Origin of the sequence: Curtobacterium sp. MCSS17_011 (assembly GCF_003224275.1) — a bacterium.
Classification (GTDB): domain Bacteria; phylum Actinomycetota; class Actinomycetes; order Actinomycetales; family Microbacteriaceae; genus Curtobacterium.
The window spans coordinates 1-14926 of record NZ_QKLE01000004.1 but is presented as its reverse complement, the minus strand read 5'-3'; the positions used below and the strand labels follow the sequence as shown (position 1 = coordinate 14926).

The window sequence follows — 14926 nt, the reverse complement described above, 5'->3', positions numbered from 1 at the left end:
CACGGTAGTCGCGGCGGAATGGCCCCGCCTGCGGATGCGTTCGCATGGACATGACGAAGATCGGGTTCCTGTCGTTCGGACACTGGCGTGACGTGCCGGGGTCGAAGGTACGCAGCGGGCGGGAGGCGCTGGTGCAGGCGATCGACCTCGCGGTCGCAGCCGAAGAGGCCGGCGTCGACGGTGCCTACTTCCGCGTCCACCACTTCGCACCGCAGCAGGCCGCACCGTTCCCGCTGCTCTCCGCCATCGCCGCGAAGACCAGCCGGATCGAGATCGGGACCGGCGTCATCGACATGCGCTACGAGAACCCGCTCTACATGGCGGAAGAGGCCGCAGCCACCGACCTGATCTCCGGCGGGCGACTGCAGCTGGGTGTCTCGCGGGGATCACCCGAGACCGCCCTGGCCGGCTACCAGCAGTTCGGGTACGTGCCCGACGCCTCCGACGAGAACGGTGGCGACATGGCCCGAGCGCACACGAACGTGTTCCGCCGTGCGATCGCCGGCGAGCCGATGGCGAACGCCAACCCGCAGATGACCGGTTCGGTCGGGTCCCTGCCGATCTCCCCGCTGTCCGACTCGCTCGGCGACCGCATCTGGTGGGGCGCCGGCACCCGTGCCACCGCTGAGTGGACCGCCGAGCAGGGCATGAACCTGATGTCCTCGACCCTGCTGACCGAGGACACCGGCGTGCCCTTCGACCAGCTGCAGGCCGAGCAGATCGAGCGCTTCCGCCGGGTGTGGGCGGAGTCGGGCTGGGAGCGCGAACCGCGGGTGTCGGTCTCGCGCAGCATCATCCCGATCATCGACGACGAGTCGCGCCACTACTTCGGCGTGCGCGCGCAGGTCGAGGGGCAGGACCAGGTCGGGCACCTCGACGGCGGGCTGGCCCGGTTCGGCCGGTCCTACATCGGTGAGCCCGAGTAGCTCGTCGCGGAACTCGCGGCCGACCAGGCCATCCGTGCTGCCGACACCGTGCTCGTCACCGTGCCGAACCAGCTCGGCGTGGACTTCAACGCCCGGCTGCTCGCCGCCGTGAAGGACGTCTTCATCGAGGTCGACGCGGAGCCGGTCCCCGCCTGACCCATCGCGGTCCCCCCTTGTGCTGACACCCGGCTGGGGACTGGGGCGGGGACGACCTCGCTCCTAGGCTCGGGAGGGTCGATCCACCCCGCACCTCGAGGAGCAACCGTGACGCTGCCGGCCGCAGGCTGGTTCCCGGACCCGCAGGACGCCCGTCGTCTGCGCTGGTGGGACGGTCGCACCTGGGGCGCAGCCACGCGGGTCCCCGCAGCCGCTGCAGAACCGGTCACGCCGATCGTCGTCGCTCCGGCGGGGCCGTCGTTCTCGGTGCAGACCTCGGCGATCCGGACGGACGCGTGGGCGTCGGGCACCGCCGGCGACCGTCGACTCTGCGTGTTCACGGTGCTCGCGGTGCTGCTCGCCGTGGTCTCGGTCGTCGCGAACCCCTGGGGCCTGGTGGGGCTGCTCGCCGTGGCGTGCGGCGTCATCGGCATCGTCCGTCCCGGGGCCGTCGGCGCCTGGGCGGTCCTGGCGCGGAGCGCTTCGGCGAGCGCCCTCGTCGTCGCGGTGACGACGACGGTCATCGCGGCGTCGGCCCAGTTCCACCTGTTCTGAGCGTCGCCGCCGTCACCCGCCGCTTGCAGTTCGTGAGCAGGAATGGTCGGGTGCGCCGGCGCGACCCGACCATTTCTGCTCACGAAGCACGACGATCCGCCTACCGCCGCGCCCGCGGGTGCGCCGTCTGGTACACGTCCCGCAGCATGTCCGCCGTGACCATCGTGTAGATCTGCGTCGTGGCGACGCTGGCGTGCCCGAGCAACTCCTGCACCACGCGCACATCAGCACCGCCCTCGAGCAGGTGCGTCGCGAACGAGTGCCGGAACGTGTGCGGTGACACGTGCGCCTCCAGGTCGGCGGCAGCAGCGGCGGCCTGGATCACGAGCCAGGCGCTCTGCCGCGACAACCGCGCTCCACGCGCGCCGAGGAACAGCGCCGGCGTCGACGGCCCGCGCGCAGCGAACACCGGCCGTGCCCGGACCAGGTAGGCGTCGATCGCGGCCCGGGCGAAGCTGCCGAGCGGCACGATCCGCTGCTTGTTGCCCTTGCCGGTGACCTTCACGACGGAGAGCTCGCCGTCGGCGTCCGACAGCGTCGTCACGTCGTCGACCGACAACCCCACCGCCTCGGAGATCCGCGCGCCTGTGGCGTAGAGCAGCTCGAGCAGGGCCTTGTCCCGCAGCTGGACGGGGTCGTCGGCGTCGACGGACACGGCCCCGAGCAGCCGTTCCATGTCCTCGACGGGGATCGCCTTCGGCAGCCGCATCGGGGCCTTCGGCGGCCGGACGGCGGTGCCGGGGTCGAGCGGAAGCCAGCCCTCCCCCGCGGCGAAGGCTGTGAACGAGCGCACCGAACTGAGCATCCGCGCGATCGACCGCGGTGCGAGCGGGCCTTCCGGTCGGGTGGCCAGGTGTGTCACGAACTCCGAGACGTCCGCCCGTGCCAACCGTGCCACGTCCTGCAGCGCCGAGGACCCCCCGGTCCGGCCCGCACCGTCCGACTCGACGACCGGAGCGGCCGCCAACCACGACGTGAACACGGCGAGGTCCCGCCGGTACGCGGACAACGTGTGCTGCGAGAGTCCCCGCTCGATCGCGACGTGCCGCAGGTACGTCTCTACGGCACGGTCGAGGGGCATCACCTCAGCAGGCTAACCGGCGCTGGGCTGCCCGCCCGTCAGTGCAACGCCTCGTCCGGCCCGTCCACGCGGAACCCGGTGAAGGTCACGGTCAGCCCCGCCCGCGTCGGCCCGGCGCAAAGCAGCCCCGCCGACACGACGGCGTCCGGGTCGAGGTACGCGACCCGGACGAGGCGGGACTCGTCGCCCTCGGCCCACGCCCGGATCGTCACGGCGTCACCATTGCGGCTCGCGCGGACGGTCACCACCCGGCCCGCCCACTCCGGCACGGGCGACACCGACCAGTCCGAGAACCCACGCGTCACCACGGCGCCGAGCTGCGGCGCTCCGTCCGAGAACTCCACGCCGACCTTGATCCAGGTCGCCTCGTCGACGCGCAGGAACACCCCGGCCTGGTCGAACTGCTCGGTGAAGTCGAGCACGAACGACGCCTCGACCGAGAACGGCCCCTCGGTCGGCTGCAGCAGCGCGTGCTCGGAGTCGTGCACGAACCCGTACGAGGTGGTCCGCCAGGCGTCACTGCCCTCGACCGCGGTGACGCGGAACACGTCGCCGTCGAACTCGGCGGCCTCCGGCTCGTGCGTCCACGTACCCGTGGCGACCAGGTCGCGCAGACCGTCGGCCGCGGACCCGCTCACTTGCCGCGCTGTTCGATGGCCTCGACGGCGAGCGTCGCGACGACGAGGGCCGAGTTGTTGAGCCGACCGCCCAGGATCCCCTCGAGCAGCTCCGCCCGCGGGACCCAGCGCGTCACGATGTCGGCCTCTTCCGCCTCGCGCTCGAACGCGGACTCGGTCGACCGGACACCGCGCGCCCGGTAGATCTGGATGAACTCGTCGCTGCCACCCGACGACGTGTTGTAGCGGACCAGGGGCTCCCACGTGTCGGCCTCGAGGTCGGCCTCCTCGCCCAGCTCGCGCTTGGCGGCCGTCAGGTGGTCCTCGCCCTCCATGTCGAGCAGACCCGCGGGCAGCTCCCAGTCGCGCAGCCGCACCGGGTGCCGGTACTGCTGGATGACCAGGACGCGGCCCTCGTCGTCCTCGGCGTACACGGCGACGGCACCCGTGTGGTCGATGTACTCGCGGACCATCGAGTCGCCGTTGTAGGCGACGGTGTCGCGGCGCACGTCCCAGACGGCTCCCGCGTACACGACGGTGGATTCGGTGACCTCGAAGGAGGCGGACTCGTCAGCGATCGGTGCGTCTGTCACGTCTCCATCCAAGCACGCGCGCACCTGACTCCCCCATCGGAACCAGGTTCCGGACACAGCACCGCGTCGTTCCGTGGTTCCGCGTCCGGAACCAGGTTCCGTCGACGCGGCCCAGGGACGGACGGAAGGCGCGGCGCCAGCTGGCACCGCGCCTCCCGTCCGATCGTGGTGACCCGGCGCTTACGCGACCTGCTCCTCGGTCTGCGGGTCGAACAGGCTGGAGGCCTCGTGGCGTTCGATCGCCGCCGCGATGAGCCCCGCGAAGAGCGGGTGCGCGTCGGTCGGACGCGAACGGAGCTCCGGGTGCGCCTGCGTGGCGATGTAGAACGGGTGCACGTCGCGCGGCAGCTCGACGTACTCCACCAGCGTGCCGTCGGGCGAGGTGCCCGAGAAGACGAGGCCGGCCTCGGCGATCTGCTCGCGGTACCTGTTGTTCACCTCGTAGCGGTGACGGTGCCGCTCGGAGGCCTCGGGAGCGCCGTACAGCTCCGCCGCCAACGAGCCCTCGGTGAACGACGCCGGGTACAGGCCCAGGCGCATCGTGCCGCCCAGGTCGCCGCCGGCGATGATGTCCACCTGCTCCGCCATGGTCGCGATGACCGGGGTCGACGTCTCGGGGTCGAACTCGGTGCTCGACGCGTCGGTCAGACCGACCTCGTGCCGGGCGTACTCGATGACCATGCACTGCAGGCCGAGGCACAGGCCGAGGGTCGGGATGCCCTGCTCACGCGCGAACTTCAGCGCACCGAGCTTGCCCTCGATGCCGCGCACGCCGAAGCCACCCGGGATGCAGATGCCGTCGACGTCGCCGAGCTGCTTCGCCGCGCCCTCGGGCGTGGTGCAGTCGTCGGACACGACCCACTTCAGCGTCACCTTGGCGTCGTGCGCGAAGCCACCCGCACGGAGCGCCTCGGTCACGGACAGGTACGCATCCGGCAGGTCGATGTACTTGCCGACCAGGGCGATCGTGACGGCCTTCTTCGGCTCGTGCACGGCCTTCAGCACCGGGGTCCACGCGGTCCAGTCGACCGGACCGGCGTCGAGCTTGAGCGCCTCGACGATGACCTGGTCGAGGCCCTGGTTGTTCAGCAGCGTCGGCAGGTCGTAGATCGAGGGGACGTCCACCGCGTTGACCACGGCGTCCTCGTCGACGTCGCACATCAGCGCGATCTTGCGCTTGTTCGACTCCGACACCGGACGGTCGCTGCGCAGCACGAGCGCGTCGGGCTGGATGCCGATCGAGCGCAGCGCGGCGACGGAGTGCTGCGTCGGCTTGGTCTTCTGCTCACCCGAGGCGTTCATGAACGGCACCAGCGAGACGTGCACGAAGAACACGTTGCTGCGGCCGAGCTCGTGCCGCACCTGACGGGCGGACTCGATGAACGGCTGCGACTCGATGTCTCCGACGGTGCCACCGACCTCGGTGATGATGACGTCGGGCTGCGGGTCGTTCTGCGCCTGCTCGCGCATGCGACGCTTGATCTCGTCGGTGATGTGCGGGATGACCTGCACCGTGTCGCCGAGGTACTCGCCTCGACGCTCCTTGGCGATCACCGTCGAGTACACCTGGCCGGTCGTGACGTTCGCCGACTGGGACAGGTTGATGTCGAGGAATCGCTCGTAGTGCCCGATGTCGAGGTCCGTCTCCGCGCCGTCGTCGGTCACGAAGACCTCGCCGTGCTGGAACGGGTTCATGGTGCCCGGGTCCACGTTGAGGTACGGGTCGAGCTTCTGCATGACGACCTTGAGGCCGCGAGCCGTGAGCAGGTTGCCGAGGCTGGCCGCCGTCAGGCCCTTGCCGAGAGACGAGACGACCCCGCCGGTCACGAAGATCTGCTTCGTCACCTTCGGGGTCGAGATCGAAGAATTGGTACCGCCGCTGAGAGTGTCCGCCACGGGATTCCATCGTACGTCAGAACTGCCGGGAGGCGCGACCCCGGTTCGCCGTGGGCGTTGCGCGGGTGGGCGGCCGGGTCCTCGGGCCGTGGCCGGGTCGGCGGGCAGCACCCGCCTGCCTGCCGTCAGGCCCGCTGGCCGGCCACGTCGAGCAGCTCACGGGCGTGCTCGATGCCGCTGGCGCTGTCGCCGAGTCCGGAGAGCAGCCGTGCCATTTCCTGCAACCGGTCCTCGCCCTCGAGCCGGCGCACGCTCGACGAGGTGACGGCTCCGCTGGCGTCCTTCACGACGTTGAGGTGGTTGTTCGCGAAGGCCGCGACCTGGGCCAGGTGCGTGACGACGATGACCTGCGTCCGTTCGGCGAGCTTCGCCAGGCGTCGGCCGATCTCGATCGCCGCCGCCCCACCGACACCCGCGTCGACCTCGTCGAAGACGAACGTCGGCACCGTGGTGCTGCCGGCCATGACGACCTCGATCGCGAGCATCACGCGCGACAGCTCACCGCCGGACGCCCCCTTGCCGATCGGCCGGGGGTCGGTGCCGGAGTGCGGCTGGAGCAGGATCGTCACCTGGTCACGGCCGTGTCGGCGGTACTCGCCGGCGTCGGTGATCTCGACCACCAGGGTGGCGCCACCCATCGCGAGGGTCTTCAGCTCAGCGGTCACGCGCTTCGCCAGGTCGGCCGCGGCCTTGGTGCGCGCCGTGGTGAGCGCGGCGGCGGCGGACTCGAGCGCCCGCTCGTCCTGCTCGACCGACTGCTGCAACGCCGCGATCCGGTCGTCGTCGCCGTCGAGCTCGAGCAGCCGGTCGCTCGCGCGCTGCCCGTAGACGATGACGTCGTCCACCGTCTCGCCGTACTTGCGGGTGAGGCCGGCCAGCAGGGCTCGGCGTTCGTTGATGAGCTCGAGGTCGTGCCCGGCCTCGGGTTCCAGGGAACCGAGGTAGCTCGAGATGCTCGCCGAGGCCTCGGCCGCCTGGATCCCGAGTTCCGTGAGCTGCTCGAGCACCGGCTGCAGGGCACTGTCCGACGACACGACGCGCTCCACGGCACGGCGTGCGGACTCGACCAGGCCGACGACGTCGGAGACGCCGTCGAGGGACTCGCTGGACAACGCCTCGTGCGCCAGGGCCGCGGACAACCGGAGCTCTTCGAGGTTCCCCAGCCGTTCGGCGCGCTCGGCCAGCTCGAGGTCCTCGCCGGGCTGCGGGTCGGCGGCCTCGATCTCGTCGGAGGCCGCACGGATCCGCTCGGCCTCGGCCACCCGGTCGTCCCGGTCGCGGACCAGGACCTCGAGTTCACCGGCGTGCTGCTGCCAGGCGTCGTAGGCGGCGACGTACCGGGCGAGGGCCTTCTCGAGCGAGGCTCCCCCGAACCCGTCGAGCGCAGCCCGCTGCGCGGTGGCCGAGGTCAGGCGGATCTGGTCCGACTGCCCGTGCACGGTGACGAGCTGGTCTGCGAGCTCGCCGAGCACCGCCACGGGCGCACTGCGACCGCCCACCGTGGCACGGCTGCGCCCCTCGGCGGAGACCGTGCGGGTGAGGATGAGTTCGCCGTCCTCGACCGTGCCGCCGGCGTCCTCGACGCGATCGGCGACGGCGTCCTGTTCGGGGACGTGCCAGCGGCCTTCGACGACGGCGCTCGACGCACCGCGGCGCACCGAACCGGCGTCGGCCCGCGCACCGAGCAGCAGTCCGAGCGCGGTCACGATCATGGTCTTGCCCGCACCGGTCTCCCCGGTGACGACGGTGAAGCCCGGCCCGAGTTCGAGCGTGGTCTCACCGATGACCCCGAGGTCGCGGATCGCGATCTCCTCGATCATCGCTCGTCCTCCGTGCTCATCGGTCGCCCTCCGTGCTCATCGGTCGTCCTCGTCGCTCTGGGGTCCGCGCCACCCGGCGACGGGCAGCTGGAACTTCGCGACCAGGCGGTCGGTGAACGGAGCGTCCTTGAGTCGAGCGACACGCACCGGGTCGGGCGAACGCCGGACCTCGACACGGGCGCCTGGGGGCAGGTCGTGGGTCCGTCGGCCGTCGCACCACAGGACACCGACGCCGCTCGTACGCCGCAGGACCTCGATCGCGAGCGTGCAGTCCGGCCCGACGACGATCGGACGGGCGAACAGGGCGTGGGCGCTCAGCGGCACCATGAGCAGCGCATCGACGTCCGGCCACACGATGGGGCCACCGCCGGAGAACGAGTAAGCGGTGGAGCCGGTCGGGGTCGACACGACCACGCCGTCGCAGCCGAAGGACGACAGCGGACGGCCGTCGACCTCGGTCACGACCTCGAGCATCCGCTCCCGCGAGGCCTTCTCGATCGTGGCCTCGTTCAGCGCCCAACTCGAGTAGACGATCTGGTTGCCCACGACCACGTCGACCTGCAGGGTGACGCGTTCCTCGACGTTGTACTCGCCGGACAGCGCTCGCTCGACCGTCTCGGACAGACCGTCACGCTCGCTCTCGGCCAGGAACCCGACGTGCCCGAGGTTCACCCCGATCAGCGGAGCGCCGGTGTTCCGCACGAGTTCCGCGGCGCGGAGGATCGTGCCGTCGCCACCCAGCACGATGACGATCTCGAGCTGGTTCGGCTGGACGTCGACGCCGAGGATGTCGACCTTGCCGACCGACGCTTCGGCGCGACGGATGTCGGCGTACTCGTCGAAGGGCATGACGGGCGTGAGACCGGCCGCGTGCAGGAGGTCGCAGACCTCGACCGCAGCGTCGATCGAGTCACGGCGACCCGTGTGGGACACGAGCAGGATGTGCCGTTCGTCACTCATGAAGACCCTTCCGTGAGTTCGGTCGCCCGGACTCTCCATTCTGTCGGATTGCCCCCGACACCGCGCTGGAAGCGGGCCAGGTACTCGTGGTTGCCGTGCGTCCCGACGATCGGGGAGGCGGCGATCCCACTGGTGCCGAGGCCCAGGTCCCACGCCGCCCACAGCACGTTCATGAGTGCGTCGTTCCGCAGCCCGGCGTCGTGCACGATGCCCTCGCGCACTCCGCCGCGGCCCACTTCGAACTGGGGCTTCACCAGGAGCACGAACTCGTCCGCGGGGACGGCTTCGGCCAGCGCCGGCAGCACGAGACGGAGCGAGATGAAGGACAGGTCCCCCACCACCAGGCTCGTCTCGGCGGCGGCGGGATCGAGCGCCAGGTAGTCGGCGCGCGTGAGGTTCCGCGCGTTCGTCCCCTCGACCACGGCGACGCGTTCGTCGAGTGCGATGGTGGGGTGCAGCTGTCCGTGGCCCACGTCGAGCGCGACGACACGGCGCGCGCCGCGTGCGAGCAGCACCTGGGTGAACCCGCCGGTGCTCGCGCCCACGTCGAGCACGACCCGGTCGGCGGGGTCAACGTCGAACGCGTCGAGTGCACCGACGAGCTTCCGGGCCGCGCGCGAGACCCATTCGTCGGCGGCGTCGACCTCGATGTCCGCGTCGGATGCGATCGGCGTCGACGGTTTCAGGACGGCACGGCCACCCACGAGTACCCGGCCGTCCTGGATCAGCTTGCTGGCGACGGTGCGGGACCGTGCGAGCCCACGTGCAGCGAGGAGGGCGTCGAGGCGGACCGAGGTCGCGTCGGGCACGGCTCCGTCCGGCTCAGGCACTCGCGGAGCCGCCGCTCTCGAGCCGCGTCCGCAGCTCGTCGTGCAGGGCGGAGAAGGCGTCGGCACGGTCGGCGAGCGGCAGGGCCTCGGCCTCGGCCGTGCGCGCGGCGAAGGCGTCCTGCTGCTCGGGGTTCGGCACGTCCGACACGCTACTCGCCGCCGTACAGCTGCGGGTCCACGTCGAGGCCGTAGATGGCCAACCCGGACTCCCAGATGAGCGCCGAGCCGGCACGGAGCCGATCGATGTCGGTCCCGGCGTCGAGTACCCGGACGACGTGCCCGCGCATCGCCACCGTCGAGGTGCCGACCGTCACGTACCGGGTGCCGTCCTCGTCCTCGCGCCGGACCGTCTCCGGGTAGGGCTGGGACAGCCCCCGGAGGTCCTCGAGCACGTACGTTGGCCGCGAGCGCTGGTCGGCCGCGAGCACCTGCTTCGCCTTGTCGATGCCGGTGAGCACGAGCACGCTCGGGATCCCGACGTCGTTCGCGCCCTTGATGTCGGTGTCCAACCGGTCGCCGATGAACAGGGTCCGACCGCCACCGAACCGTTCGACCGCCGTGTCGAAGATCGGACGCTCGGGCTTGCCGGCGACCACGGGCATCCGGCCGACTGCCTGGTGCACGGCGGACACGAGCGTGCCGTTGCCGGGCGCGATGCCCCGCTCGACCGGGATCGACCAGTCCATGTTCGTGGCCACCCACGGCACGTCCGGGTCGGCCAGCGCGAACGAGGCCTCGGCCAGTTCCTTCCAACCGAGGTCCGGCGAGAAGCCCTGGATGACCGCGGCCGGGGAGTCCTCGGCACTCGAGGTGACCGTGAACCCGGCTGCCTCGACGATGCTCGACAGGCCGAGCCCGCCGGTGACCAGGACGGTCGATCCGGCCGGCACCAGGGTCGCGAGCAGCTGGACGCCGGCCTGCGACGAGGTGACGACATCACCCTCGGACACCTCGAGCCCGTAGCGTTCGAGGTGCTCGGCGACGTCGATCGGGCGGCGCGACGCGTTGTTCGTGATGTAGCCGACCCGCGCCGTGAGCGATGCCCGGGTCAGGGCTTCGACCGCGTGCGGGATGGCGTTGCGGCCGCGGTAGACGACGCCGTCGAGGTCGGTGAGGACCACGTCGACGCCGTCGGTCAAGGCCGCCGAGCGCTCAGTCGGCTGCGGAGCCGTCGACGTCGCGGGGGTTGTCGTCGTCGATCTCGCCGGGCTCGTCGGCTGCGGAGGTGTCGTCATCGAGGTCGTCGAGGACGGGTTCGTCATCGAGGTCGTCAGTCGCGACGTCGTCGACTCCGAGGTCATCGGCGTCGTCGTCTCCGGCGTCTCCGTGTTCTTCGACTTCGAGCGTTTCCTCGACCACATCAACTGTCTCCCAAGCGTTGTCGTCCGCGATTTCGGCGAGGGCCGCTGCCGCACGGTCCACATGCGCCCACCACTCGTCGGCCTCGTCCTGTCGACCGAGCTCCTCGAGCGTGGCCGCGTAAGCACTGTAGAGCGCCGGGGACCACGTGTAGGCGGTGGACGGGTCGAGCTGTGGAATCTCCAGCTCACCGAGGGCGGCTGTGGGATTCCCGAGGTCGAGACGAGCGCCGGACATGGCGATCGCGAGCTCGACCTGCACCGGGGTATCGAGGGCCGAGCGCTCGACCGACCGACCGAGTTCGAGTGCCCGCTCCGGACGGCCCAGGCCACGCTCGCAGTCCACCATCATCGGCAGCTGGTCGTTGCGACCGGAGATCCGACGGTAGGTGCGGAGCTCCCGGAGCGCGGTGGCGAAGTCGCCGAGGCGGTACGCGGTGATCGCGGCCGTCTCGCGGACGACACCGACGCGACCGGCACGACGAGCCGCGCTCAGGGCGTGCTGGTTGGCCGTCTCGGGGTCGTCGTCGACGAAGAGCGCAGCGGCCACGAGGTGACGCGCAACCCAGTCGGCGTTGTCCTTGCTGAGGGTCTTCAGCTCCATCCGGGCCGCGGGGTCGAGGTCGCGCGCCTGGATCTCCTCGGGGATCTCCGGGTCGTCGTGGCGCGGGCGGATCGACTTCGTGCCGTAGGGGTCGCGGTCTTCCCAGTCGTCACGCGCGGCCTCACCGAAACGGGCGCCGGCATGACGGCTGCCGTCACCGAAACGACGACGGTCCTCACCGCCGTCGCGAGCTGGGCGGTCCGACGAACCGCCACGGAACGGACGGTCGGAGGAACCGCCACGAGCGGGACGGTCCGAGGAGCCCCCGCGGTACGGGCGGTCCCCATCACGAGCAGGGCGGTCGGAGCCCCCGCGGTAGGGACGGTCGCCATCCCGAGCGGGACGGTCCGAGGAGCCCCCACGGTACGGGCGGTCCCCATCACGAGCCGGACGGTCCGAGCCCCCACGGAACGGACGGTCGCCGTCACGTCGCGGACGGTCCGAGGATCCACCACGGAACGGCCGATCCCCGTCACGAGCCGGACGGTCCGAACCACCGCGGTACGGGCGGTCCCCGTCACGAGCGGGGCGGTCGGAAGATCCACCACGGTACGGGCGATCGCCATCGCGACGCGGACGGTCAGAACCACCCTGGAAGGGCCGGTCACCGTCCCGGCGCGGCCGGTCCGAGGAACCACCACGGTACGGACGATCCCCGTCACGAGCGGGGCGGTCGGAAGATCCACCACGGAACGGCCGATCCCCGTCACGAGCCGGGCGATCGGAGCCGCCACGGAAGGGACGATCGCCATCGCGCCGCGGTCGATCGGCAGCGCGCGGACCGTCGCCACGCGGCGGCCGACCGGAGTCACGACGGTCGCCCTGCCACGAGGGACGGTCGTTTCGGTCGGCGGAACGGAACGGACGATCGCCGTCCCGACGCGGAGCACTGTCGCGGCGAGGTGCACCGTCACGGAACGGACGGTTTTCGCCCTGTGGACGATCACGACGGTCACCTTCACGACGCTCGAACTCACGAGGACCGGACGACCAACGACCATCGCTCTGGCCGTCCCGACGAGGAGCGCCGTCGCGACGGGGGAACCGGTCGCCGTCCCGTCGGGGTCGATCTCCGCGGTCCCCGTCGTTCCGCCGCTGATCGTCGTCGTTCGCCACCGTTGCTCCTCATCGCGTGCCCGGTGCAGTGCCTCGGGCGTTCGTCCGCTGTGTCGTTGTGTTGGGTGCCGCGTCGGTCGCCCGACGACGGCCTCCAGTCCATCACGGACCGGAGCCGACGTCGAGTGATCGGCGGCAAAAACAGAAATGGCCACCGGCCCCGACCGAGAACGAGGGTTTCCCCTGCGAATTCTCGATGGAGGGCCGATGGCCACATCATTCTTACGTTAAGTCCGGCGGCGTCCTACTCTCCCACAAGGTCCCCCTTGCAGTACCATCGGCGCTGAGAGGCTTAGCTTCCGGGTTCGGAATGTGACCGGGCGTTTCCCTCTCGCTATGACCACCGGAACACCTTCGACCATGGATCTTGGTCTCAAAGCTGTCCCGACTGCTGCCTCCCGTGAAGAAGACAGAGCGGTGTATTCAGTTTCGATTCCCGATCGTCTGTCGGGAACCACAAAGTGGACGCGAGCCCGTGCAACACGTGCACGGAAATCAGTGTGTTATCAAGTCTTCGGCTTATTAGTACCGGTCAGCTCCACGGGTCGTTAGTCCCCGCTTCCACATCCGGCCTATCAACCCAGTAGTCTGCTGGGAGCCTCTCACACTCAAGGTGCATGGAAATCTCATCTCGAAGACGGCTTCCCGCTTAGATGCTTTCAGCGGTTATCCGGTCCGAACGTAGCTAATCAGCGGTGCCCTTGGCAGAACAACTGACACACCAGAGGTTCGTCCATCCCGGTCCTCTCGTACTAGGGATAGATCTTCTCAAATTTCCAACGCGCGCAGCGGATAGGGACCGAACTGTCTCACGACGTTCTAAACCCAGCTCGCGTACCGCTTTAATGGGCGAACAGCCCAACCCTTGGGACCTACTCCAGCCCCAGGATGCGACGAGCCGACATCGAGGTGCCAAACCATGCCGTCGATATGGACTCTTGGGCAAGATCAGCCTGTTATCCCCGAGGTACCTTTTATCCGTTGAGCGACAGCGCTTCCACAAGCCACTGCCGGATCACTAGTCCCGACTTTCGTCCCTGCTCGACCTGTCAGTCTCACAGTCAAGCTCCCTTGTGCACTTACACTCGCCACCTGATTGCCAACCAGGTTGAGGGAACCTTTGGGCGCCTCCGTTACTCTTTGGGAGGCAACCGCCCCAGTTAAACTACCCATCAGGCACTGTCCATGAACCCGATCAGGGTCCTACGTTAGACATCCAAAGTGACCAGAGTGGTATTTCAACAATGACTCCACGAACACTAGCGTGCCCGCTTCACAGTCTCCCACCTATCCTACACAAGCCACTCCGAACACCAATACCAAACTGTAGTAAAGGTCACGGGGTCTTTCCGTCCTGCTGCGCGTAACGAGCATCTTTACTCGTAGTGCAATTTCGCCGAGTTCGCGGTTGAGACAGCTGGGAAGTCGTTACGCCATTCGTGCAGGTCGGAACTTACCCGACAAGGAATTTCGCTACCTTAGGATGGTTATAGTTACCACCGCCGTTTACTGGGGCTTAAATTCAGAGCTTCGCCCAAAGGCTAACCCTTCCTCTTAACCTTCCAGCACCGGGCAGGCGTCAGTCCGTATACATCGTCTTGCGACTTCGCACGGACCTGTGTTTTTAGTAAACAGTCGCTTCCCACTGGTCTCTGCGGCCTTCAACGCTCACGGAGTAAATCCGGTCACGTGTCCGGCCCCCCTTCTCCCGAAGTTACGGGGGCATTTTGCCGAGTTCCTTAACCACGATTCTCTCGATCTCCTTGGTATTCTCTACCTGACCACCTGAGTCGGTTTCGGGTACGGGCGGCTGCAACCTCGCGTCGATGCTTTTCTCGGCAGCATAGGATCACTGATTTCCCCTGACGGGTACGCGTCGGATCTCAGGCGTACAGACGACGGATTTGCCTATCGTCAGCCCTACATCCTTACACCAGGTTCACCTTACGGATACCATCGCCTGGCTCAGCTACCTTCCTGCGTCACACCTGTTCATACGCTAACCGCACCAGCATGGGGTCGAGCGTTAGACCGGCCACCATCACCCCGAAGGGATCCGGTTGTACCGGGTTAGGACTCTTAGCACCACTGGATTAGCTTGGGCGGTTGTTCGCCGGTACGGGAATATCAACCCGTTGTCCATCGACTACGCCTGTCGGCCTCGCCTTAGGTCCCGACTTACCCAGGGCGGATTAACCTGGCCCTGGAACCCTTGGTCTTTCGGAGGACGGGTTTCTCACCCGTCTTTCGCTACTCATGCCTGCATTCTCACTCGTGTAGCGTCCACGGCTGGATCACTCCGCCGCTTCACTCGCCACACGACGCTCTCCTACCACTCCGCACGACTGAACCACGAAGGCTTGTCTATAGTGCGAAATCTACAACTTCGGTGGTGTGCTTGAGCCCCGTTACAT

The 14926-nt window shown here is 68.8% G+C and carries 12 protein-coding genes, 2 rRNA genes and 1 pseudogene; 2 read left to right on the top strand and 13 right to left on the bottom strand.

The annotated features are described in order from the left end of the window. Positions 1 to 44: 44 nt before the first annotated feature. Together DEJ17_RS03890 and DEJ17_RS03885 are read left to right on the top strand one after the other, a co-directional pair. Positions 45 to 1082 (top strand): annotated as a pseudogene (locus tag DEJ17_RS03890) (LLM class flavin-dependent oxidoreductase). Between the two features lie 108 nt (positions 1083 to 1190). Next, a complete protein-coding gene (locus DEJ17_RS03885) occupies positions 1191 to 1637 on the top strand; it encodes a DUF2510 domain-containing protein (RefSeq protein ID WP_181421031.1) in 447 nt (148 codons plus the stop codon). Between the two features lie 100 nt (positions 1638 to 1737). On the opposite strand, the gene DEJ17_RS03880 is transcribed toward DEJ17_RS03885, so the two are convergent. The 13 genes from DEJ17_RS03880 to DEJ17_RS03825 all read right to left on the bottom strand — a co-directional run. Then, complete coding sequence (locus DEJ17_RS03880; protein WP_110892165.1) at positions 1738 to 2718, bottom strand: site-specific tyrosine recombinase XerD; 981 nt, start codon at positions 2716 to 2718, stop codon at positions 1738 to 1740. A 38-nt stretch (positions 2719 to 2756) separates the two neighbouring features. Beyond that, positions 2757 to 3356, bottom strand: coding sequence for a DUF1349 domain-containing protein (locus DEJ17_RS03875; protein WP_110892164.1), 600 nt, complete (start codon positions 3354 to 3356; stop codon positions 2757 to 2759). Beyond that, positions 3353 to 3928, bottom strand: a complete 576-nt coding sequence (locus DEJ17_RS03870) for an NUDIX hydrolase (RefSeq protein WP_110892163.1) — start codon at positions 3926 to 3928, stop codon at positions 3353 to 3355. The genes DEJ17_RS03875 and DEJ17_RS03870 overlap by 4 nt, the downstream gene beginning before the upstream one ends. Before the next feature lie 180 nt (positions 3929 to 4108). Next, positions 4109 to 5824, bottom strand: a complete 1716-nt coding sequence (locus DEJ17_RS03865) for a CTP synthase (RefSeq protein WP_110892162.1) — start codon at positions 5822 to 5824, stop codon at positions 4109 to 4111. Between the two features lie 125 nt (positions 5825 to 5949). Further along, a complete protein-coding gene (gene recN / locus DEJ17_RS03860) occupies positions 5950 to 7644 on the bottom strand; it encodes a DNA repair protein RecN (RefSeq protein ID WP_110892161.1) in 1695 nt (564 codons plus the stop codon). Positions 7645 to 7680: 36 nt separating this feature from the next. Continuing rightward, positions 7681 to 8604, bottom strand: coding sequence for an NAD kinase (locus tag DEJ17_RS03855; protein WP_071245131.1), 924 nt, complete (start codon positions 8602 to 8604; stop codon positions 7681 to 7683). Beyond that, a complete protein-coding gene (locus tag DEJ17_RS03850; protein WP_258366641.1) occupies positions 8601 to 9413 on the bottom strand; it encodes a TlyA family RNA methyltransferase in 813 nt (270 codons plus the stop codon). Before DEJ17_RS03850 ends, DEJ17_RS03855 begins: the two co-directional genes overlap by 4 nt. 13 nt (positions 9414 to 9426) lie before the next feature. Continuing rightward, positions 9427 to 9573 (bottom strand): hypothetical protein, encoded by a 147-nt coding sequence (locus DEJ17_RS17670; protein ID WP_181421030.1) that lies wholly within the window; start codon positions 9571 to 9573, stop codon positions 9427 to 9429. A 10-nt stretch (positions 9574 to 9583) separates the two neighbouring features. After that, positions 9584 to 10573: an HAD-IIA family hydrolase gene (locus DEJ17_RS03845; RefSeq protein WP_110892159.1), complete on the bottom strand. Its 990-nt coding sequence runs from the start codon at positions 10571 to 10573 to the stop codon at positions 9584 to 9586. Positions 10574 to 10586: 13 nt separating this feature from the next. After that, the gene (locus DEJ17_RS03840; protein ID WP_110892158.1) at positions 10587 to 11396 is read right to left on the bottom strand and encodes a hypothetical protein; all 810 of its coding nucleotides are present in this window, start codon (positions 11394 to 11396) and stop codon (positions 10587 to 10589) included. After that, entirely contained in the window at positions 11387 to 12667 is a 1281-nt protein-coding gene (locus tag DEJ17_RS03835) for a hypothetical protein (RefSeq protein WP_146239609.1), read from the bottom strand. Before DEJ17_RS03835 ends, DEJ17_RS03840 begins: the two co-directional genes overlap by 10 nt. Before the next feature lie 76 nt (positions 12668 to 12743). After that, positions 12744 to 12860: ribosomal RNA gene (gene rrf / locus DEJ17_RS03830) — 5S ribosomal RNA — on the bottom strand. Between the two features lie 154 nt (positions 12861 to 13014). Continuing rightward, positions 13015 to 14926 (bottom strand): 23S ribosomal RNA (locus DEJ17_RS03825); the annotation flags it as partial.